The organism is Anabaena lutea FACHB-196 (genome assembly GCF_014698305.1).
Taxonomy (GTDB): domain Bacteria; phylum Cyanobacteriota; class Cyanobacteriia; order Cyanobacteriales; family Nostocaceae; genus Anabaena; species Anabaena lutea.
Genome location: NZ_JACJST010000026.1, coordinates 26,578 through 50,201 on the forward strand (window position 1 = coordinate 26,578; position 23,624 = coordinate 50,201).

The window sequence follows — 23,624 nt, forward strand, 5'->3', positions numbered from 1 at the left end:
CGAATTATTAGAAGATGTTAGTTATTTTGCTTCTTTAATCATGCAGGCAACAAATATGAGGATCACAACATTGTATATGTAGAAAAATTATCCGATCCACAAATACATTTTTCCGTGATCTTCGTTAGTTATCTATTTTTGTACCCTAGCTGGGTAATCCAAGAATCAAGATCATACCAATTGGAAATAACTGTAAAATTACCGAGAAATTTATGAGAATTTTGGTGACGGGCGGTGCTGGGTTTATTGGTTCCCATTTGATCGACCGACTAATGACCGAAGGTCATGAAGTCATATGTTTGGATAACTTTTATACCGGACATAAACGTAATATCCTCAAATGGTTAAACAACCCTAACTTTGAGATGATCCGTCATGACATCACCGAAGAAATTCGGTTAGAAGTTGATCAAATTTATCATTTAGCTTGCCCTGCGTCTCCGGTACATTACCAGTACAACCCCATTAAAACCGTTAAAACTAACGTGATGGGAACAATGAATATGTTGGGGTTAGCTAAACGTGTGAAAGCCAGGTTTTTGTTAGCTTCCACCAGTGAAGTCTACGGTGATCCAGAAGTTCATCCCCAAACCGAAGATTATCGAGGTAGTGTCAATCCTATCGGTATCCGTTCTTGCTATGACGAAGGCAAAAGAATCGCTGAAACTTTAGCATTTGACTACTACCGAGAAAATAAAGTCGATATTCGGGTTGCCAGAATATTTAACACCTATGGCCCACGAATGTTAGAAAACGATGGTCGGGTAGTTAGCAACTTGATAGTTCAAGCCTTACGGGGTAATCCTTTAACTGTGTACGGTGAAGGTACACAAACTCGTAGCTTCTGCTATGTCTCTGACTTAGTGGAAGGACTAATCAGGTTGATGAATGGTGAGTACATTGGGCCAGTAAATCTGGGTAATCCTGATGAATACACAATTTTGGAATTGGCACAGGCTGTGCAGAATTTGATTAACCCAGATGCACAAATTAAGTTTGAACCCTTACCTTCAGATGATCCTCGTCGTCGTCGTCCCGATATTACCAGAGCAAAAACTTGGTTAAATTGGGAACCTACCATTCCTCTGCAAGATGGGTTAAAACTGGCAATAGAAGATTTTCGCCAACGTATTGAAAGTAACAATTAGTTAGTTGTCATTAGGCATTTGTGAACTCACGACTAATGACCAATGACTAATGACTAATGACAAAAAAGCAAGGAGTTAAAAAATGCGTGTTTGTGTAATCGGGACTGGTTATGTTGGTTTGGTAACAGGTGCTTGTTTGGCTCATATTGGACATGATGTTATTTGCATAGATAACAACGAAGAAAAAGTAAAATTAATGAAGTCTGGTCAGTCGCCAATTTTCGAGCCAGGACTCTCGGAAATTATGCAGTCTGCCATTAATACTGGAAATATTCAATTTTCTTCGGATCTGCCTGCGGGAGTGGCTCACGGCGAAATTCTGTTTATTGCCGTGGGAACTCCTCCTTTACCCACTGGTGAAAGTGATACCCGTTATGTAGAAGCTGTAGCTCGCGGTATAGGGGCAAATCTTAACGGTGGTTATAAGGTCATTGTTAATAAATCTACTGTACCTATCGGCTCTGGTGACTGGGTAAGGATGATTGTTTTAGATGGCATTGCTGAACGCCAAAAAACATTGATACCAGCAGGTGGGACAGCAGTGGAGGAGAAATTACCAGATATTGCTGCTCAGTTTGATGTTGTCAGCAATCCAGAGTTTTTACGGGAAGGTTCAGCAGTTTATGACACCTTTAACCCGGATCGGATTGTCTTAGGGGGCAATAGTCAACAAGCCGTCGGAATGATGAAAGAACTATATGCCCCAATTGTGGAACGCAAGTTTGCTGCTGACCAATCTTTACCCCCTGTACCAGTATTGGTTACAGACCTGAGTTCCGCAGAAATGATCAAATACGCTGCTAATGCTTTTTTGGCGACCAAGATTAGTTTTATTAACGAAGTTGCTAATATTTGCGATCGCGTTGGTGCAGATGTTACCCAAGTCGCAAAAGGTATTGGTTTAGATTCCCGCATTGGGAACAAGTTCTTACAAGCTGGTATTGGTTGGGGTGGTTCCTGCTTCCCTAAAGATGTCTCGGCGCTGATTCACACAGCCGATGATTATGGCTATGAAGCCCAACTCATGAAAGCCGCTGTGAGTGTGAACGAACGCCAACGTTTGATTGCGTTGGAAAAACTCCAGCAAGTCCTGAAAATCCTCAAAGGTAAAACTGTTGGACTACTTGGTTTGACCTTCAAGCCAGATACCGACGATTTACGTGATGCACCTGCGCTCAACTTAATTGAGCAACTCAACCGACTGGGAGCTAAAGTCAAGGCTTATGACCCGATTATTTCCCAAACAGGTATGCGTCATGGTCTTTCTGGTGTATTGGTAGAAACCGATGCAGAAAGACTAGCTGATGGCTGTGATGCTTTGGTACTCGTCACTGAATGGCAACAGTTCAACACTTTAGATTATGCGAAAATGGCAAAATTGATGAGTCACGCCGTGATGATCGACGGTCGTAACTTCTTAGACCCTGAAGCAATGGTTAAAGCGGGATTCCAATATGTCGGTGTGGGACGATAAAAAAAATTGAAAATTAAAAATTAAAAAATTTATGCAACTTGTGTTTTTTAATTTTTAATGACATCGCCGCCTAGTTTACTCTGGGCGGCGTTTAATTACGGATTACAAATTACGAATTACGAATTACGAATTATTTTAATTTTTTTCCATTTCAAGAACTACGCGGGATACGTTCTATTTCTGCATAACCGCTAAAAATTAACCTTTGACCTTCAGTTTCTAAACGGTTAAGTCGCATTTTTACCCCATCAAGATCAAAGCGATCTAAATCGACCATGTTATCTAAAATTTCCACCAGTGCAATACTTAAAGTTTGGGAAATTTCTTTTTGTGGTTCTGGAACTTGCTCAAGTTCAATTTTCGGGTCTTTGAAAGAAACCCGTCGTCGTCTTTCAATACCTATACCAAGATTCATACTCAGGGGTATGAGTTCGCCATTGTTTAAATCGGCTTTAGCTACAAGATGTAACCGATTTTCCGGTAATAGTTGTACTTGCACTTCTGTAAACGAAACTGGTTCCCCACCAGATATGGCCATCAAAGTCGGTTCAGAAAGGTTTAGCAGGCGCTTTTTCACCAATTCTGCCTGAAAAGCTTGATTGATTCCTACTTCTGATAATATTACTTGAGCTACCGCTTGGGTAGGTTGCTTGAGGCTGAGTTTGCCACTTAAAACCGAGCCGAAGTCAATGGAGACTGCATCGGTTTCAAAAGACATTTCTTCAACTGCGAAGTCTCTACGAATTACTAAACCACGACCGCTCATTTTAAAGCTATCAATGCTGCCTTGCAACAGTTTGCTGGAGGGATAGCAGCGCACAAAGACTTCTACTGACTCGCTCATGCTAAACAGGTGGCGAATCGTTTGGCTGGCGACTGTGTTGAGCATTCGCTCTCCCCAATCGCTGCTTTTGGGATCTGTTAAACCAGTAAGTCCGCCTAACATTAGGTTCTGGGTCTCTAGAAGTTCTTTGTACTTTTGTAACAAATTGTCAACAATAGTGCAAGCGATCCCCAGATTTAATATTCCGATAGCTGTGTGCAGGTTAACTGATGGTTGGTAAATAAATGTGTCGGATATTACAATATTTGCTGTGCGTGTTGAGATTTACAAATATATTCAACATCATAAAATGAAAAAATTGGTACGTTACATTCCCGCTCTAGCGTTCGCACAGCGTGTGCTTTGCACTTAGCCATGCCCGAAGGGCTATACGCACCCTACTCAACAAATAAAATAATTAAGTTAGTAGAGCCATGCCTGCGGCTGGCTACACCTACACCGCCAAGCATCCAGAACCCAGGAAAACAGGCTTTCCATCTACAGATATCTAACCAAATCTTGTTTCTTTCCTATTGGTATAGTAGTAATTATTGTAACCACTTAATTTTTTATTATCCCCGTTAGCAACAACACCCAAGACGTTGATGGGAGAAGTTCTGAGAGTATCCTGAAGTTGTATCAGTGCGGATTTATCTGTTTTGTCGATCCTTGCCACCAGCACCATACCATCAGTGTGGGGTGCTAGGAGTCGGGCATCAACTAATCCCAGCATTGGAGGGGCATCATAAATCACCAAATCAAAGTTTTTCTTAAAATATTCCATCAGTTGCTTCATCTTATCTGATGAGAGTAACCGGGCAGGGTCGGGCGGTGTGGGTCCTGCGGTAATCACAGATAATAGATCCATAGAAGGTATTTGCTGAATTACCTGCTCAACTGCCATATTTGAAGATATTACATTACTCAATCCCGATAGATTATGTAAATTTGATACTTTGTGAACCTGGGGGCGGCGGAGATCAGCATCTACAAGTAGTACTCGTTTTCCCAAGGCTGCGGCTATTTGGGCGATATGGAATGAAACTGTAGTTTTTCCATCTCCGGGCATAGCAGAGGAAACAACTAAGGCATGAATTGGTTTATCAGAATTAAGTAGTTGAATATTGGAATAAAGAACCTGTAAAGATTCCCAAAATATTCCTTGTCCGTAATAGCCATCACTTCCATTGCGATTACGGAAGAGATTAGAAAACCAACCTATATTTTTGGAAAGATTGCCTGACCAATTTTCTTCTCCGGCAACGCCGTTGTTAGGATTAGATAATTGATTCGTGGAAATTTGTTTATCAAGGGGAAGAGATCCCAAAAATGGGAGTTTTATCTTCTCTTTCATGCTCTCGACGCTATGATAGGTATTGTCCATTTTTTCTAAGAGCAAGCCAATACCAATTCCCGCAGCTAAACTGGTCATTAATCCCAGCAACAAACTACGTGGAATATCTGGAGATATAGGCAATTCACCCTGAGAAGGTGCTTGTATTAATTCCCAAGGAATTTCTGTCTGTGCTACACCAATGGAAAGTTCTTGTTTTGTAGTTAAAAACTTATTCAGGCTATCATTTGCAACTTGCAAATTACGTTGAATTTCGCTGTATTGTTTGGCTAAAATTGGTAACTGCTGAAATCTGCGCTTTAATTGCTGTTCAACCTTAGCCAGTTCTTGGCTTTCTACCTCTAGTTTTTGAATCTGAGTAGTCGCTTCTGCTACTCTTAGACCTAAAAACCGATTTGCTTCCTCTTCCAGAAGAGGCAGAAGATTTCGTCTTTTCTCCTGTAGTGATTCTATAACTGGGTTGTCAGGTTGAAAACGAACTAATTCAGCTGATATTTGGGCTTCCAATTGGCGCAATTGGACTACTAACTGCCCATATATAGGTGCGTTATTTAATGTTGCTAGTTTTCCTTCTCGTGTTGATAAACTGATATAAGCAGCACGCGCTGTGGCTAACTGTTGATTAACATCTAGTCGTTGCTGATCCAAGGTTTGCATTTGTTGAGCAACTGAAGTAGATTTGCTTTCTGGATCAATAAACTCGTATCTTTGTCGGAAAATTTGCAGTAGTTGTTGTTGCTGAGTTACTCGTTCTTTGAGTAAAGGCAGTTGTTTATCTACAAATTCAAGCCCTTGACGTAACTTGGTTTGACGCTTTTCCAAACTGTTCTTTAAATAATATTTAGAAATTGTATCTAAGACAATTTTAATTTCCTGAGGATACTTGCTTTTATAGCTCACTTCTATAAGTTTTGTTGAACCTAATCGACGGATAGTTAAATTTCTGATTAGGTAATTATAAGTAATATTTGAAGAGGAAGAGGGCAACTCCTTTATAACATTTTGTATGACTTCCTGGCTTTTCATAACCTGAATTTGACTGTCGTAATCTAGTCCAGATTTAGGAACTGTAGAGTCTGGAAGATTGAGTGTTTGTAAAGTGTTGTCTCCTGTTACAGGTTCAACTAAAAGCTGAAAATTGCCTTGATATATCTTTTCTTGGTTCAATGTTGAATAAGCAACAGCACCCATAACAGATGCAACAACCACTGTGATCACTAAGGCTCGTCGTCGCAGAATCCCTAATAATTCTCTTGGATTCCAATCTTCATCCTCTGTTTCCAAAGGTGAAAAAGGCTGAAATGGCAATAATGCTGGTGCAACAGTTACCTTTCCATTCTCATGAGCATTTGAGACTATATTAGAATTCTGATTTATCATGGATTTGTATCGTTGAATTATTTAGGTAAATATTTTATGTTTGTTCGGTATCACTTGTACTGAACTAATTTCTAAAATTCCCAATGAGTAAACTTAAAATTTCCAAATTACTCATCCCGTAGATGCCTTCTTTTTTTTCTTTTTCAGTATCTTTACATAATAGCATTTTTGATCCCTGAGTTAATTTACTACCATTATAGTCTTGTGTGAATTGTATCATCATGGGAAGATAAAAAAAATTTGTTTACATTCTACACCCTAGCTTCTCCGTTGTGTGTTTTGTTGATGATATAAAAATTTGGTTTGATTACTGTTAACTTGGGTGGTGTAGCCATTATTACTATAGAAATCCTATATATATAATTTGGGTAATTTTTCAAGAATAAGTAGATTTTGATGTGGGGGGAACTATTCAGCTTTTTGTCCCATTTTCCTTTTCTTAATAGGTTGAGCAGGATTACCTGCATAAATCATCATTGACTCTAAGGATTTTCCAGTCACACTACCTAGGATTAAAACTGCTCCCCGTCCAATTGTGACTCCCGGACCAATGACCGATTTTGCTGCTATCCAACTACTCTCTTCAATATGTATGGGAGCAGGAATCAATTGAAAATCCAGATGATTCCAATCATGATTACCAGTACATAGATAAACCCCTTGGGATAGACAGACATGATTCTCTATCACGACAGGTGCAATGTTGTCAATCCAAGTATTTTCCCCAATCCAGACATAGTTACCGATACTCAAACGCCAGGGAAATTTGATTCGTACCCCCGGCTTTATACGGACTCCTTTACCGATACTTGCACCAAAGATACGGAGAATACCAATTTTTACTGATGATACTGGTAGCAAATAACTTTCAACTAAAGGTGAACCCAAAAAGTACCACAAAAGTTGCTGAAGGTAGGGCGCACCTGGGGTATAATTGCCGACTGTGTAATTATCTAGATGCATAAATTGGGGGACGAAAACGAGGGTTGAAACTGGCTCCAGTACGACCTGATACAATCCACAATAGAGAACGTCCACTATCGCGGATAATACGAGCAACTGATTCTCTAGGTCGTTCGGAGGGAATAGAAATTGGGGTAAAAGTAATGCCTTGGCTACCTAAAACTAGGGTGGCTATGGTTGTTGCCCTTGGGAGATGAAAATCTGAAGTAACCAGGTAGATGTGCTGAATATGGCGTTGCTGGAAATCGTCAACCAGGGTAGTAAAATTAGTAACTGTGTCAACAGCACGGTAGTCGAGGTGAATACGGTTCGTAGGAATATCTACATTCTCAAAAATAGCAAAGGCTTGGGCTGGGAGTATACCGCTGGAAACCCAGATATCTAGATGAGGATGTTCTTGAGCAAATTCGGCTGTAAACTTTTCTCGCTCTGGTCCACCACCAAGAGTAAGGATAGCTTGGGGATGGGGCGCTTGGTAAGAGGCGATCGCTATTCTGATAGGAATAACAGTTATAATCACCAGGATAAAGCCGACTAAACTTAAAACCCAATATTTTTTGAATTGGCGATATGACCAGTTCATGAGTAAAATCAATGTGTTTTCAGTTGGTTTATTTGGACTGTCTTCCACAAAGGGTACACAAGAAAAATGAATTCGCCCACCCTGATCACATTGGCATCATACAATTTAACAGCTATTATTGATTAATGATTTTTTGATAGGCAGTAGCTAACTGTTTAGCAATTGTCTGCCATGAATAACGTTCTAAAGCAAATGAACGGCCATTTTGACCAATTTGTTCCCGGAATTGGGGAGAATTTAAAAAATTAGCGATCGCTCCTTGCAAAGCTTCTATTTCTCCTTCTACAATAATTCCAGCTTGAGCTTCAGCGATTTCCGGCGCAATTTGCACTCCGGGCGTGGTGATAATTGGTAAACCCGATACCATCGCTTCTGCTAGGGCGATACCAAAATTTTCGGAATAAGTGGGCAATACAAACAAATCCGCACCTTGCAACAGCAAATCCTTATCATATCCACTGACAAACCCGACAAAAGAAGTTTGCGCTGTGAGATTGAGGGATGCCACTAGTTGCTGTAAAGATTTAACATATAAATCTTCTCCAGAACCGGCAATAAGTAAGTGAAACTTCTGTTCTTTTTTTACTAACTCACCCAGTGCTTGAATCAACAATTCAGGACGTTTCTTGTAGTGTAGACGGGAAAGAAACAGAACAATCGGAACTTCAGTAGAGATATGATAGCGATCGCGCAATTTGTATTTAGCATCAGAAATCAATACAGGTGGATTCACTCCCAAAGGCAAAACTATTTTAGGTGGCTTAACTTCAAACCGCAACGCATCTTCCATCTCACCCACAGATGTACAGTGGATAGCCGCAGCATTATTTAAATTACGTCGCTCAATTAAAGTGCTATAAACTTGCTTTTTTAACTGGCTTTGCGCCAATGCCCAAGGTGTTAATTGTCCCATGATTCTCACTGTGTATGGAACTTGTTGCCACTGGGCAAAAATAGCAGCACAGCTAGGAAGATATGAAAATAAATAGTGATTATCTAAAATGTCGTAATTTTTGATGTTTTTCCATAGCCACTGCGTAAATTCTAGTGAAGGTAGAAACGCTTTGATGCGAGCCGCAGGGGGAAAAAACCAAACTGGTAGCTCTTGGTATTCTACACGCTCAAATAATGGCACATCCAGCAGCATTCCCTCATCATCATTAGTAGTTGCAATCTCTGCATTTATTCCTTCTGCTCTCAAGGCTCGTACCAAATTAAGAACTACCTGCGTCGGACCTCCTAGCTTAGGGCTGATAGAAGGAATTACGTGTAAAACTTTCATTTTTTAATATATTTCAGTGTAATTAACTTCGCGGATACTGGTTACGTAAGCGTTTAATCCCCAATAAACCCGGAAAAGTCTTGGCAATAAAAATTAACCCCACAATAGGTAGGAGCGAAGTTGTAAAGATAATCAGACTCCGCATAGTAACTGCTGCTGTAAAAAAGCCTAAAGCGTTGACTACTATACCGTAACCAGTAGTATGAAATGTAGCTGTGCGAGACCACCAAGTTGCTAATATACCTATGCACAGGGATATTAATATAACTGCCAACATACCACCCATCATGTAGCTTTCGCCAACATAAGTTGTAGCTACTGTCCAACCATCAGCACCCACGACTTCTTCGATGGATATACTTAGACCTTCCGGTTTGTTAGGCCACAAAATTCTAGGTATGGGTTTGGTGGCAAATACAAATAACAATTCCAGTCCCAGAAAATCATGCTTCATCGGGAAGGCATCAACTAATAAACCGATGCTATTCAGGTTGTAATCCACTGCTAGCGTTCCTTGTACCTTCTGACTAGCGTAGGCTGCGGTTGCTAAATATCTGCTGATGCCCATCTCTCTAAACCCCAGCATATGACGGGTGGCAAACACCATAGCATATCCCATCACAGCAATAGGAACAGTGACATTAAACAGATTAGGACGCTGTAATGTTAGTAAATAGCCACCCAGGAATGTGGCAATATAGGCACCAACAACACTGCGTGTTCCGCCTGCAAATCCATCCAACAAATTGAACGCAAAGACGATTACAACCAAAAATATTTGCCAACTGCGAAAAGATTGACGACGATTCCAGATAATACCTGCTAGGGGTGGTAAGACGTAAGAAAATAGCTTCAGTTCCGACAAAAATACTCGCCAGTCGCCTAAACGCCCTCGTCCCCACGGCACAGCAAACCGTGGACCAAGTTGAGCTTCCATTAGCTTAATAGGATTGAAGTCAACTGACATAAAAACATATAAGTATGCGAGAAAGGCTGAGATGCAAAATATCCGAAACAGCGCTTTATCAGGAATATTACCGAAGTCTAACCAACTGGGAGGTGCTGGCTTAAACAAAGTTATGTGGCGACCAATTCCCAGTCCACCAAATCCAACCAAAAGAGCGTAGAGAGCATGGGCAGTTTGCTCAGAAGTCAAAAGTTGATCAAACTTTGTCTGTGGATAGAGAAACTCAATCAGTGTTAAAAAATACAGAGATACTATACAAGCTAAATCGGCTCGAAACAAATTTTGCAACCCGCGACGACTGTCACTCCAGATACTGAGAGCTATTCCCACTATCACGATTATAGCTACCTGATTAGCCATGAGGCTAGGAGCTTGATCTAAACTAATATTTACATATGCTATGACTAAGCTAGATATCAAGGCAACTGTTCCCAAAAATGTTGCCTTTGTTATGCGTTTTTTGGTGATAGGTGGCTTTTGCGGTGAATAGTAGGGATTGCTGGAGATGCTCATGAGCTTGATATCATGTCCAATAAAAAACTGCGAATCTGCGAACTAATAGACGTTGCATACAACATCTCTACATTATGGGTAATTTGCCAGATATGTTACGAATGAGCTTGTGATAGAGAGATTCATAACTATCTACCATATTTGCTAAAGAAAATCGCTCTTTGATTAATTGATAACCTGCACTAGCCACAGAATCCCGTAAACCTGGATTAACAAAAGCGTCTAACCCAGTGAGGTTGTCTTCTCCAGAAGCTATGAAACAAACCTCTGGGGGAAACTTTAGCTCATATGCTAGAGATGAACTAATCATACATGGCAAAGACCAAGCCATGGCCTCCAACAAAGCAAATGGTAATCCCTCAAACTGAGCAGGATGAAAAAATCCATCTGCTGCTGCTAAAAATGGTGTCACGTCTTTTTGCCAACCTAAGCGTTGGATGTATTCTTGGGCATTATATTCGACAACCCATTGATCCCACATGGGAGTTAAACGCCCATCTCCAACCCATAAAAAACGCGCAGTAGGAATGTTACGCTTGAGGTGAGTAGCCCATTGTAAAAATAGCAGCGGTTGCTTTTGTGCTTCCATTCTTCCCACTGCTACTATTAGTAATTCATCTGCATGGATTCCTAGTTGGGAACGAGCGGATTGACGCTTTGTCAAACGTTCTGTATCTTCAGGAATGCAAACTCCATTGTCAATGACTGTTATTTTCTCAGCCAAAGAAGGGAGAAACTTTTTTAATTCTCGACCACGATTTTCGGAAATGGCTAGAAGTGAACCGCTAAAATTATTTAATGCTCTTTTAGCTATTTTGTCCCGCCATGTGCCTAAAACTGCTCCTAAACTGGACTGAGTTTGGGTAATATGGATAGTTGCCAATGTCGGTATTTGTAGAGAATCAGACCATGTTAATAAATCCAACCCATCTTCTAAGTTTTGCTTGTTGAAATGAATAATATCAGGTTGAAAAGCTTGCCAATCTGAGATACAACCATGATGAGAGCGAGGGAAAACATCTGAAAAGGAACGCAATTTACGATTGTATGTATTGACGTAGGGCGATCGCAATACTTCTCCAAACCTACCAAATGAACTAGCAAGTTCATCCATGATTGGATGTTGAGAACACCATAATCCCACAGAATAGCCCCGATTTGCTAGTTCTTGCCCTAGATAAATTAAATAGAGTTCACCTCCACCGCGTGACCCAGAACTGCTGCTAACAAATAAGATTCGCATTAAATTGTGATAATTAATTTTTGAACAATCTCTAACATCAATAAACCAAACCAACTATGGAGCAACTTTTTGAAACACGTCAATCCAACTTTCTGCACCTGCCTGTAGCGAAAATTTAATTGCTTTTTTGAGTGATTCTTCGCTTGCTGCTGCAATTGTTTCTGGATTGTTTAAATAATTTATTAAAATTTCAGTTAGACTGATAACATCACCTGATGGAAATAGAAAGCCATTTTTACCAGGTTCAACTAAATCATAAGCAGCACCAACTGTATCAGAACAAATAATAGGTAATCCAGCCCCAAGAGCTTGATTAACAACTACTCCCCAGCCATCATATCGACTAGGTAAGACAAATATATCAGCTTCTCGAAAAAAATGCGGCAAATTTTCAGGAGATTGAAATCCTGCATATTCAATTTTTTGCCGAGTCATAATGGGTAATACTGCTAACAATTGAGGAAGTTCTGCTTCTCTTCCCACCAGCAGTAAACGAGCATTTAAACCAGCTTGAATCAGCTGATCAAATGCTTGAATCAGAATATCGACTCCTTTGCGCGCAATCATCTGACCACAAAACAGAATAGTAATGGGATTGCGTGGACGCTGGGGTAAATCTTGGCTAAAAGAGTTCAAGTCACAGTAGTAAGGAATATTAAAAATAGGTTTATCAGGAAACCGTTGTTGGTAGTCCTGTTGTGCTTTAGTGCCAATGGCTGCGATCGCTCGACAACATTTTAAACTATCTGCTAAGTATTTTTGTAATTTTCCTTTAATTCCCTGTGAACTACCCACCATTTTTTCACCCCAAAAAATACAAGGAATTTTTTGAGCTTGCAATCTGAGTAACAACTGAGTAGTTACATTCATATAGCCATTTAGCACCACCACATCAGCTTGAGAGGTTGATGGAAAATGCCAGTTAAAATGAAATCGAGATAAACCCCAAGCTAAATGAAACCCTGGTAATACGTGTTCATAAGGTTGCAAAGGCTTTTCAGGCCAAGGAGAATCGGCGCAAGCTGGTTCTAAGTATAAAATTTTTAAGTTTATATCAGGATGTTGAGATATGGCGTAGAATAAATCTCTTTGATATGGAGATGGGAGTATAGAATAGAAAATCACACTAATTTTTGGAACATGAGCATATTTCATACTTACATTCTTCTATTTCCGAAAAAACTTAACTTAGTTAGTATTTTAAATGATACTTTCTTAAATTAAATTTATTTGACATTATTCAATATTTTCTTTAGTTCTAAATTTAGAATTTCACAGCCCTTCCCGAAAGTAAAGACTTTATTTTTCCTCCAAATCTAAAATACTTTTCTTTATAAAGATACAATCATACTGCAACACATATCCTGTCACTGAATCCACATAAACTGGTGACATAGAAACCAATTCAAACCCCATGTTCAAAATCAACATAAACATTTCTGGAAAAAGTTTTTCACCAGAATATAACTGCCTCATAGATAGTTCTATCTCCAGTATAATAATGCTCTCTTTAATTAAATTTTGACAGCCTTTTAATACTTGCTCTTCAAAACCTTGAGTATCGACTTTTAACCAAACGCGATGGTCTTTAATATTCAGTTCATCAATGAGAGAATCTAATTTACTGACTTGTACTTGCTGTTGGCGAGTTCCTTTCCAATAATCAGTATCACCCAAACCCGTTGCTGATAATATCGAGCTAACTTGAGATAAGTTAGAGATATTTATTTCTGTATAGCCATCAAAATCACCAATGGCTATGTTCATAGCCTGCCATTGTGAATCAGATATGACTTTTTGATTTAACAAATCAAACACATCTTTAATGGGTTCAAAAGATATTATCAGGTTTTTATATCCTGCTTTGCGTATAGATTGGGCATATTGTCCTTCATTAGCACCAATGTCTAAAACCAAAGAAACATGATGATCATTGAGGAACTTTATGCGGCGTACATCATGTGAATACCAAGTACTGCGAGACTGGATATCATAACCAAAATGATAGAATATTTTTTTGATAATTTGCTTCATGCTTGTATCCACTTTTAATCAAAAAAAGCTAATTTTTTCTTAATTCTAATTACAAATTAATATTCCCGATTTAGTGCCTCTACGCAATAACAACAAAGCTCGAAAAAATGCGGCAACTACCCCTGGAATTACATATAATTGCCGCCACGGTCTTTGTAAATTCACTTTCAGAAATACTGTTTTTCTCAAAACATGATTATATAACAAATGCCAGTACATACTGAATGTACCATGACGCAGGAGAAATAACCAAAAGCCTGTTGCTGTGTTTACGTAATTAACTTTATTTTTTAAATCACTCATTCTCAATCCACCCATAGGAACTCTCAGATGAATCAGCCAAGGACGAGGATCATAAATACTTTTATAGCCTAATTGATGCAGCCTTAAAATCAGATCATAATCATCACCATAGGAATTACCACAAAAGTTTTCATCAAATCCACCCACTGCAAGGAAAGCACTCTTACGAATTGCACCGTTGCAAGTTGAAAAAGTGCAAACTTCTGTGCTGTGTTCGCTATTCCGATCAAACCACAGAGTTTGCTGTAGCGGAGAGAAAGTTTTAATTTTTTCCAGATAAGCAGAAGATTGAGGGATTTTATCTACTTTTGTTTCGGGAATAGAATCGGGATTACATTCGCGTCCAGAAACTATGTGAGTATTAGGGTCTATAAAATTTGCAGCATGATTGGCGATAAATAATTGATCAGGAATTTTTACATCATCATCAATAAAAAGTAAAACTTCTCCTTGAGACTGCTGAACAGCCATATTTCTAGCAATTACAACGTCAGGCTTATCTAAAGTTAACCAAACAAGCCGAGAGTCTTGACGAACTTTTGCTAAACTCTCTTCGCATTCTTCCGGCCAAACTTGATTCTGATCAACCACAATGATTTCAAAGTCATTATAGTTTTGTTGTTGTAAATCCTGAATTGTATTGATAAGAGGCCAAAAACGCCGATAGGAAGGAACTATTACGGAAATTTTCATAAAACTTGAGTAGTACAAATATTACAAATACAAAAGCCTATATTCACAACGCTACCTGTATCGAAAATGATCAGCTTCTATTCTAATATTTATTAGTTTATTAGAAATAATTCAGGTAGTGATAGAGGCTAAATCCTTACAGAATGGAACTTTGTAATGACTGAAATAAATTTTCAAGACTCAATTTCAATGGTAAAGCTAAACCATGAGACAAATATCGTAATTGCGCTGGCTCTCTCAAAATAGACTGTATCAAATTAGCAATTTCATTACCACTAACTTCCTCCAAAATCCAACCATTTACACCATCTACAACCACTTCACCACAGAAACGAGAAGCAATAATAGGTAATTTCCATGCTTGTGCTTCTAGTTGCGTTAATCCAAACCCATCGGAAATAGTCGGGAACAAAAACACATCTGCCATCTGGTAATATTGTGCTGTTTCACTCCTATTAACATGGCCTAACCAACGAATTTGTGGATGGTTTTGGAAATGAGATGGAATCTCAATTTGCACAGAGCCAACGATCCAGAACTCAACAGGAAATCCCTCAAGTAATTGAACAGCATCTAATACAGCCGCAATTCCTTTTCGCAAAATTACCTGTCCTAAAAATAATACCCTTAAAGGACGCTCTTGAGAAAATAATTCTGGAGAAGTGCGGACAAACTTACTAGCTGCCTCTGGTGGAGTATATACTAAGGGAATGATATGGATTTTTTTAGGCTCAACACCTGTGTTTTCTAGGAGTTGACGCGACCAATTGGAATTGACCACAATAGCATCAGCTAGAGTACATTCTTCTCTCCAGCTTTGCCAATATTCAGAAGGTGCTGGTTGCCAGTCTGCACGATATTGGGGGTATCGTTCATACTCTTGAGTAACAATTTTTTCTTCCCACAAACCTGGGTCAATTTGACCTAGTATTGTATACCATCCCTGTTGTTTTGCAAATCGAAAAATATCTAAAGCTGCATAGCTGTAGGAAAATAGTATGGGAGGATGTGTAATCTGGTCAGATAGCCTTGTTAAGGTCTTGATTGTCTGTTTTTGAAACCATTGATTACGAGCAATAACTCGATTCCATCCTGTCTTTTTTTGCAGACGTTGAGTTAATTCAAATCTAATTAAAGAAGTATTGAAAGCGTGAACAGATGCTTGATCTAAGTCTGGATGGTATCTTTCCCGTAAATTAGCTAGGAAAGATTTAGGTAAAAAATTTAGTGGAGACTGAGGTGATACCCAAGCATCTGTAATCAAGTGAGCAAGCTGTCCCTGCTGTTGTAAAGCTCTGGGTATGGTGTAATGTTCACGCGCTCCAATCTGGCAAGATATCCAATTATAAGGTGCTGTAGGCATGGATGCGGAATTTATTTCTAACTATAGGACTTACGCACTGTACAAATTAATCATAGTATGCTTTCACGAAAGTAGGTCGTTTCCGGCTTTTATCCACAATTATTTTGATTGTAAATAGACCAGTATTGTAGGGGTTTAGCAATGCGCTTTACCCCTACGGAAGATATGGTTTTTAGACAATACATATTTAACATTGATTGTCAATGCGTAACTTCTATAATACTAAAATGAGATCCTCCACTTCTTAAAGAAGTCGAGGATCTAAAAACTGAATATTAACTTTTACTTTTGAAAGATGCTTAACTATAAGTCAAGCATGGCTATTAAACGAGTGTTATGTCTGCTGCTGCTAATACAGTACCAACTCCCAAGTTAGCGAAGACTCCACCTGCTCCAGTACCAAAAGCCGACAAATTTTCATTGTAGAACAAGTCTCCCGTGCCTCGATTATAAACAAAGTATGCATTTTGAGCATCAAGACCAGAGTTAGTAGCTTGGTTGACTGAGATAAAACCATTAGCAACCGCTGACAAATCTAACCCCACAGAAGCAGCTACAGCTGCAAAGGTGTCAACATTCAAACCAATTCCATCTATTCCAGATACGAAGCCTGTAATTCTATCCTTGCCCACAGTAGTACTTGTAGATCCGTTGAACCCTAAAGTAACCCCTGTTTCTGCTAACAACCCTGTGAATGGATCTACAGCTAAAGCTTGACCACCAAATTCAAAAATATCAGCGCCAGAGCCGCCAATGAGAGTATCATTACCCGCTTTTCCATTCAGGGTGTCATTGCCCGCGCCACCTGTCAGAATATTAGCAGCAGAATTTCCTATTATTGTAGTATCAACATTGCTGTTCTGTCTGACATTGGCAACATTATTTCCAGCGATATTGATAAATTCAATTTCACTACCCATATTAGTCCAAGTATTGCCAGTGCCGAGGACGTTAACGTCAACACTATCAAAACCTTCACCGGGAAGCTCGATTATATTATCAAGAGAATCAATGATGTAGCTATCATCACCGGTTCCACCACTGAGGATATCTGCGCCTGTTCCAGCAATTAAGATGTCATTCCCTTGATTACCGAATAATTGATCATTACCCGCACCGCCATCAATTATGTCGTTGCCGAAACCACCAGTAATTGTATCGTTACCAGCTAATCCAAATAAGATATTATCGCTGCCGTTGCCGGTAATAACATTGGCGAAATTATTGCCTTCACCAACTACAGCGCTTCCACCAAGAGTCAGGTTCTCAATCTGACTTCCGCTGATAAATGTGACTCCAGCCGCACCAGTCGACAAAGAAAAGTCACGGGTAGAAAAAACGGTATCGTTTCCACCACCTGTTTCATTGATATTTAAGCCTGTGTAGGTAATAGAATCATAAACTTGATAATAGTCATCTCCTGCACCGCCTATATAGACACCAGAAGGACCAATAAGGTCAAAAGTGTCATTGCCGGCTTCCCCTTCGAGTCTTGCACCCTCGGCTCCTCTTAAAACATCATCCCCGGCTCCAGCTTTTACCTTGGTGTTAGTGGTAAAACTGGCAAACAGATCGTTACTGCCTGTACCGATTACCGTTGCATTGCTAAGATTGGGTACTACAGTACCATCGACAGTGTAATATCCGTCAAAAATATTGAATATTGCCATATTTCGGAAGAATCCTGTTGTTATCTAGGTGTAAAACTTAATTCGACTTTGGTACTCTTGCTCAGGATAAAAAAATATCCCTAGCTTAATGTGAATTTCCAATCCTGTTAGAGTACTGATTCGGTTTTACATATGAGAGTGTACCATACTTGTTGTTTAACAAACTTAAATAGCTAACATTAGTGACTATACGTTGCATATACTAAAAGTAATGTTGCATATACAGACTTAAAAAATATTTTTTTGTATTTCGCGCCATCTAACCTTCGGCAAGACTTGGATTAATTTATGTATTAGCATAATATTTTGTACTTATATGTATATAGACTAAATACTAAACATAGATATACTCTATTATCTACGCCCTAAAGTTCCGCGCATTCTCTAATATCTGGGGCTATTCTCCATTTCATTCACAATGACATCACGATTTTTTCGACTTTTGCAATCAGAGGTTATTGAAAAATGAGATCCCCAACTTCTCAAAGAAATCGGGGATCTGAAATAGTAAATATTAACTTTTACTTTTGAAAGACGCTTAACTATAAGTCAAGCATGGCTATTAAGCGAAGAGGATTATGTCTGTCGCGGCTAATGCGGTACCGGCTATCAAGTTAGCGAAGATTCCGCCTCCACCAGAACCAAAAGCAGACAAGTTGACATTGTAGAACAAGTCTCCTGTGCCTTGATTATAAACAAAGTAGAAATTTTGACTGTCAATACCAGCATTAGTAGCTTGGTTGACTACAGTAAAACCATTCGCAACTGCTGATAAATCTGACCCTGCAAAACCAGCTACAGCTGTAAAGGTGGCAACATTCAAACCAATTGCATCTATTCCAGACACAAAGTCCGTAATTGTATCCTTGCCGATGGTATTAGTTGCTGTTCCTGTTAACCCTAAAGTTACACCTATTTCTTCTAGGAACCCTGTGACTGGATCTACAGCTAACGCATTACCACCAAATTCAAAACCGTTAGGGCCAGCACCACCTGTAAGAATATCATTACCAGCTTTTCCTTTCAGGATGTCAATGCCCGCCCCACCGATGAGAGTGTTAGCAGCAGAGTTGCCAATTATAGTAGTATCAACAGCGTTGGTCTGGGTGACATTAGCAGCGTTAGTTCCAGCAATATTAATGAATTCAACCTCTGCACTCGTAACCCAAGTACCGCCAGCAGTAAGAACAGTAACATCAACAGTTTCAGTGCCTTCGCCAGCAAGCTCTACTACAGTATCAAGAGAATCGATAATGTACCTATCATTGCCAACTCCACCAGTCACGGTATCTGTGCCTGTTCCAGCAATTAAAAGGTCATCTCCTTGATTACCGAATAATTGATCATTATCGGCACCGCCATCAATTATATCGTTGCCTAAACCGCCAAAAATGGTATCAGCACCAGCTAATCCGATTAAGATATTATTTTGCTGATTGCCGATAATCTGGTTGTTTAGGTTATTGCCTTCACCTACAATCGCGGCGCTGAGAGCGTCAAAAGTCAGGTTCTCAATACTACTGCTGTTTAAATTGATTCCAGCAGCACCTGTTGACAAAGAAAAGTTCTGCTGTGAAAAAACAGTATCTGTTCCACCACCGATTTCGTTGATAGACAGACCTGTGTAGGCAAAATCATAAACTTTGTAAAGATCGTCGCCTGCACCGCCTATATAAACACCTGAAGTAGCGGTGAGATCAAAAGTATCATTACCTGCTTCCCCGTCGAGTCTGCCACCAGCTGTTCCTTTTAAAATGTCATTTCCCGCTCCGGCTCGGATTTTGACGTTAGTGACAGCGGGAGTGGAAGTAACAAAGACATCGTTAGCGCCTGTACCGATAATCGTTGCATTGGTAGGATTAGCAACTTCAACTCCATCTACAGTGTAATAGCCGTTATAGATAATGAAATTTGCCATATTTTCGAGAGACTCCTTTTGTTATCCAGGTCTGGAACTTAACTCAATTTTGCTAGTCTTTGGTCAGGATCTAAAAAAATATCCCCACCAGAATTTTAACTTGTTAGCTAAGACTCATTCAGTATAAACTACACATCGGCAAAGTTGCAAAAAATCTACCAATGTCTACTTAAACTACTGACTTTGTTGATTGAGTATAGCCTATGATTATGGAAATTCATGGGAATTATTTGAGCTAATAATTTCACGATGGTAAAATCTTCTCTGAAGATACAGGAAGAGTATTCCTACGTAAATGGAGATAAGAAAGTAATGATTTGGAGGAAATCGGTTGACGTTGTTGATGATATTGTCTAATCAATTTAGGGATAAGAAACAAACCTTCTACAATGCCAGACGTTCTTCCGTGCCTGATTAACCAGAAAATACGGCTCATACACTGTCCAATGCCTAACCAACAAAAGAGGATAGGATACCTCAAATAAGCTAATAAAATCTGATTAGCTATGCTTGCAGCAGTAATGCGTGGGTTGTTATGGTGTTCTAATTGAGTGTTATGAAATACTCTCAGCCATGAACTTTCGAGAATACTCCACCCCATATCATGAAGCCGCAGCGATAGATCAACTTCTTCCATTCCATAAGCAACTGGCAAATTAACATATCCAGTAGTTTGTTGAAATACTTCTTTCCGATAAGCGCATCCACAGCCGATGAAATTAGATACCCATGTACCAGTCAATTGTGCTGGTGTAATTGTTTCATTAATATGGAATATACTAGCTGCTATAACTGCTGCTGTGGGGAAAGAATTAAAAAGATTTGTTAAGCGTTCAAAGTAGTCTGTATCTAGAGGATAAGAATCATCATCAAAACTGGCTATGATTGGGTTATTTGCATGAGCAATGGCTATATTCCTCCCACCACCTGGACCAACTTGAACAGAACTCTTAATAATTTTGATAGCCGGAAAATTTAAGTGTTTGAGTCCTGGCTCAGTTGTGATGTCATTACCATCGATATGAATAATGATTTCATTGGGACAAGGATTACATTCTAAAATTTTCTCCACTGTTTCTAACAGTTGGGATAACCGATTATACGTGGGAATTATTACACTAATTTTACAATTATTCATTATATTAATTGTTAATCATTTATGACAACTATCCTGTCAGGATTTGAGGAATGGAAATTAGCTAATTTTATTTACGGCTATCACTCAGTCTTGCTAGTAAAAACAGCCATAAAAACCCGATTAAATAACGAAAACGTCCTAAACCAAGATGCCATTTGAATGTTTCTTTATATAATTCCCAACCTTTTTTCATTTCACCTTCACGTAGACACTCTAAACTTACAGGTCTAATGTGCCTTGTCAATATTTCCAGTCTTTCTCTCTCTCGTATTTTACCACCGGGATATTGACTGATTTTTTCTTGTTGTATCAGGTAGCAAGTTCCTTCATAAGTTTTTGTGGTGATAGCAATTGCACTATTAGAATGCTGACGATAGGCTAATACAGAAGGAGAATTAATGTAAATAAATCCCTTTGCTGTTCCCAATCTCAACCACAAATCATTGTCTTCAGAATTAATCCATTTATCTGTAAAACTACCTACTTCTTGGAGAATATCTCGCCGAATGGTAACGGAACTCGTGAGAAATGAATTAGCATTTTTATGCGATGCATATAAATCTTTATAGGCAGTATAGTTTAGTTGTGAAACTTGGTCAAAATTTATTTCATTTTCATTACTAAAAAATATAGCTTTACCTGCCAAAAAAGCAGGCTGATGTGTTTCTCTAATGACTGCTGCGTAAACTCCTAAAGTCCAGGGAAACCATATATCGTCGCTATCAAGAAAGGCAATATATTCTCCTTGAGCAATTTGAATAGCCATATTTCTGGCTTTTCCGGGGCCTTGGTTGTTCTGTTGGAGAATTTTTATATTGTGTCCATACTGTGCTAATGCATCAATAGTATTGTCTGTGGAACCATCATCGACAACAATCACTTCATAATCATCAAAATCTTGGTTAAATACAGAGTCAATTGTTGCTTTGATAATATTCACTCTATTGTAAACAGGAATAACAACGGAGAAAAATACCATATTTAATTAAGTTGATAAAAATTATTTATTTAAATTTCCCGGCTTTCAAGTCTTGTTTAAACAAATCCAGTTTTTCATCTAATTGATTCAATTTATTCTCCATAACATGATCTTTGCTTAACTGAAACTGAGCTTTGTGAACAAGTTGGCGAATATAATAAACCATTCGTTTGATTTCAATAAATTTTAAACTGGGAATTTTCTTACTAATACTATTAAATCGATAAAAACGATTGACTTTGTACTCAAGTTCTAATGATTGACAGAAGTCAGTCCATTTAAAATCAGGGATACCCGCATTAGATTTTAGAGAAATCCAAGGTACACGCAGTGCGTCAGCGACTATTGCACCATGCATTGCTGCACTGACGACAAGTTCGGATTTGCTAATTTCCTGAAGAACTTTTTCCACCTCCCAGCGTGGATCAATACAAATGTAATCTAATTGCTGACAAACTTCTAAAAATATTTCCGGGCTACTTTCCATCTCCCATGCATAGGGAATGAACGCCAATTTATACTTTTTCTTCGTATCAGTGGGACGATAAACTCGGTTGACTAAAATAGCAGTATCAGCAATTCCCAACTCTGGTGGAATGTTTAAAGCGGCAGCAGTTAAAGGTCCTCTCACGCAATATATTTTCCATGTATCATCTATCTGGGGAAGATTACCAAATCCATGGCCTGTACCAAAAATAATAGTTTGCTTGAATTTAGGCAAATTTTCATTTAGCAATGTGCCAAATCCGACAAATGCGGACTCAGAAGAAGCATCATTAAATACTCCTGGTAAAAGTTGTGGCCAAAGCCAGCCATTTAGATCGTCACCAAAGTTAGCAAAGGGAACATAACTTCTGGTTTTGTTTGCATAGTATAATTTCATTTTTATTCCTCAGTTATAAATTTGAAAATGATAACTAAGTCCAGATACCAACACCATGCATAAATCTTTTCATTATTCTTCGAGGGAAAGACTCTAAATGATTAGGAAGACTATCTGTATTGATCACATAATTTCCATCTTGAGCATCGTAATTTAATGTATCAGGATTGGTAATTTTTTCTCGCCAATCTTTTTCTACAGCATGATCCCATCCGGGAAAGCCTCGTTCTCTAGCAAGACGACGAGTATCTAATCTTTTCTGAATTTGTTCAGGAGTTCTGTATTTGTAGTGTTTATATAAAATCCGTTCTTTATTAACTACTCCCATGTGATGTGGCCAAGAACCATTATCCCAGATTAATCCATCACGATGCCGGAAAAATCTTGGTTCAGAATTTACTATGTGATAGAACTTTAGGGATGATAATATTTCCGATATAGGTTGATTAAAATCTATTAAATCTATATCTTTATCAGTTAGATAGTATTCGATAGGAATTCCCCAGACAACGTGATTAAACTGACTAATTTTTGAGAGAAATTCACGCGGAGATGGACTATAAAATTCATCAGCATCGAGATGACACCACCAATCACCTGGTTTGGCTTGATGCTTAAAAGCATTAAATACTTCACCTCTTAGAGATTCCTGAAACACTTTACCATCTTGTTTCCAGGGAATAATTTTCTCGCTTTGCATAGACAGGACTTTTTCCCAGGTTCCGTCTGTGCTTGCACCATCATAAACGTAGATATAATCAGACCACTGAGAAGCTTGTTCTAAGCAGTATCCAATAATATCGACTTCATTTTTAACTAAACAAATTGAGTGAATTTTAAAATCATTATTTGACATAAGTTCTCCATTAAATATGCTAAATTTCTTTTTTTATTTACCTCACATCTTGCACCT

General features: G+C 38.8%; 19 protein-coding genes. 2 read left to right on the forward strand and 17 right to left on the reverse strand.

Going from position 1 to position 23,624, the window contains the following annotated elements; genetic code table 11:
• Positions 1–212: 212 nt before the first annotated feature.
• Together H6G59_RS22385 and H6G59_RS22390 are read left to right on the forward strand one after the other, a co-directional pair.
• On the forward strand, positions 213–1,148 hold the full coding sequence (locus tag H6G59_RS22385) for a UDP-glucuronic acid decarboxylase family protein (protein ID WP_190718652.1): 936 nt from the start codon (positions 213–215) through the stop codon (positions 1,146–1,148).
• 82 nt (positions 1,149–1,230) lie between these two features.
• Positions 1,231–2,622 carry a UDP-glucose dehydrogenase family protein gene (locus H6G59_RS22390; protein WP_190718654.1) on the forward strand — a complete coding sequence of 464 codons (1,392 nt, stop codon included), beginning with the start codon at positions 1,231–1,233 and terminating at the stop codon, positions 2,620–2,622.
• 151 nt (positions 2,623–2,773) lie between these two features.
• Here H6G59_RS22390 and H6G59_RS22395 read toward each other — a convergent pair whose 3' ends face one another.
• The 17 genes from H6G59_RS22395 to H6G59_RS22475 all read right to left on the reverse strand — a co-directional run bounded on the left by H6G59_RS22395 (position 2,774) and on the right by H6G59_RS22475 (position 23,567).
• A complete protein-coding gene (locus tag H6G59_RS22395) occupies positions 2,774–3,568 on the reverse strand; it encodes an LmeA family phospholipid-binding protein (protein ID WP_190718657.1) in 795 nt (264 codons plus the stop codon).
• A gap of 385 nt (positions 3,569–3,953) precedes the next feature.
• Entirely contained in the window at positions 3,954–6,179 is a 2,226-nt protein-coding gene (locus tag H6G59_RS22400) for a GumC family protein (RefSeq protein WP_190718660.1), read from the reverse strand.
• A gap of 408 nt (positions 6,180–6,587) precedes the next feature.
• Positions 6,588–7,142, reverse strand: coding sequence for a WcaF family extracellular polysaccharide biosynthesis acetyltransferase (locus H6G59_RS22405; RefSeq protein ID WP_190718664.1), 555 nt, complete (start codon positions 7,140–7,142; stop codon positions 6,588–6,590).
• A complete protein-coding gene (locus tag H6G59_RS22410) occupies positions 7,129–7,725 on the reverse strand; it encodes a YdcF family protein (protein ID WP_190718668.1) in 597 nt (198 codons plus the stop codon). The genes H6G59_RS22405 and H6G59_RS22410 overlap by 14 nt, the downstream gene beginning before the upstream one ends.
• A 115-nt stretch (positions 7,726–7,840) precedes the next feature.
• On the reverse strand, positions 7,841–9,007 hold the full coding sequence (locus H6G59_RS22415; protein WP_190718672.1) for a glycosyltransferase: 1,167 nt from the start codon (positions 9,005–9,007) through the stop codon (positions 7,841–7,843).
• A 22-nt stretch (positions 9,008–9,029) separates the two neighbouring features.
• Entirely contained in the window at positions 9,030–10,487 is a 1,458-nt protein-coding gene (locus H6G59_RS22420; protein WP_190718677.1) for a hypothetical protein, read from the reverse strand.
• A 67-nt stretch (positions 10,488–10,554) separates the two neighbouring features.
• Positions 10,555–11,730 (reverse strand): glycosyltransferase family 4 protein, encoded by a 1,176-nt coding sequence (locus H6G59_RS22425; RefSeq protein WP_190718680.1) that lies wholly within the window; start codon positions 11,728–11,730, stop codon positions 10,555–10,557.
• Positions 11,731–11,784: 54 nt separating this feature from the next.
• Positions 11,785–12,885, reverse strand: coding sequence for a glycosyltransferase family 4 protein (locus tag H6G59_RS22430; protein ID WP_190718683.1), 1,101 nt, complete (start codon positions 12,883–12,885; stop codon positions 11,785–11,787).
• Between the two features lie 144 nt (positions 12,886–13,029).
• On the reverse strand, positions 13,030–13,764 hold the full coding sequence (locus tag H6G59_RS22435; RefSeq protein ID WP_190718686.1) for an FkbM family methyltransferase: 735 nt from the start codon (positions 13,762–13,764) through the stop codon (positions 13,030–13,032).
• 45 nt (positions 13,765–13,809) lie between these two features.
• Entirely contained in the window at positions 13,810–14,760 is a 951-nt protein-coding gene (locus tag H6G59_RS22440; RefSeq protein WP_190718690.1) for a glycosyltransferase family 2 protein, read from the reverse strand.
• A 136-nt stretch (positions 14,761–14,896) separates the two neighbouring features.
• On the reverse strand, positions 14,897–16,123 hold the full coding sequence (locus H6G59_RS22445; protein WP_190718693.1) for a glycosyltransferase family 4 protein: 1,227 nt from the start codon (positions 16,121–16,123) through the stop codon (positions 14,897–14,899).
• Positions 16,124–16,446: 323 nt separating this feature from the next.
• Entirely contained in the window at positions 16,447–17,793 is a 1,347-nt protein-coding gene (locus H6G59_RS22450; protein WP_190718696.1) for a calcium-binding protein, read from the reverse strand.
• Positions 17,794–18,355: 562 nt separating this feature from the next.
• Positions 18,356–19,711 (reverse strand): calcium-binding protein, encoded by a 1,356-nt coding sequence (locus H6G59_RS22455; RefSeq protein WP_190718699.1) that lies wholly within the window; start codon positions 19,709–19,711, stop codon positions 18,356–18,358.
• Between the two features lie 244 nt (positions 19,712–19,955).
• A complete protein-coding gene (locus H6G59_RS22460) occupies positions 19,956–20,849 on the reverse strand; it encodes a glycosyltransferase family 2 protein (RefSeq protein ID WP_190718702.1) in 894 nt (297 codons plus the stop codon).
• Between the two features lie 67 nt (positions 20,850–20,916).
• Entirely contained in the window at positions 20,917–21,828 is a 912-nt protein-coding gene (locus H6G59_RS22465; RefSeq protein ID WP_190718705.1) for a glycosyltransferase family 2 protein, read from the reverse strand.
• Positions 21,829–21,853: 25 nt separating this feature from the next.
• Complete coding sequence (locus tag H6G59_RS22470) at positions 21,854–22,711, reverse strand: polysaccharide pyruvyl transferase family protein (protein WP_190718708.1); 858 nt, start codon at positions 22,709–22,711, stop codon at positions 21,854–21,856.
• Between the two features lie 34 nt (positions 22,712–22,745).
• A complete protein-coding gene (locus tag H6G59_RS22475) occupies positions 22,746–23,567 on the reverse strand; it encodes a glycosyltransferase family 2 protein (protein ID WP_190718711.1) in 822 nt (273 codons plus the stop codon).
• Positions 23,568–23,624: the final 57 nt, after the last annotated feature.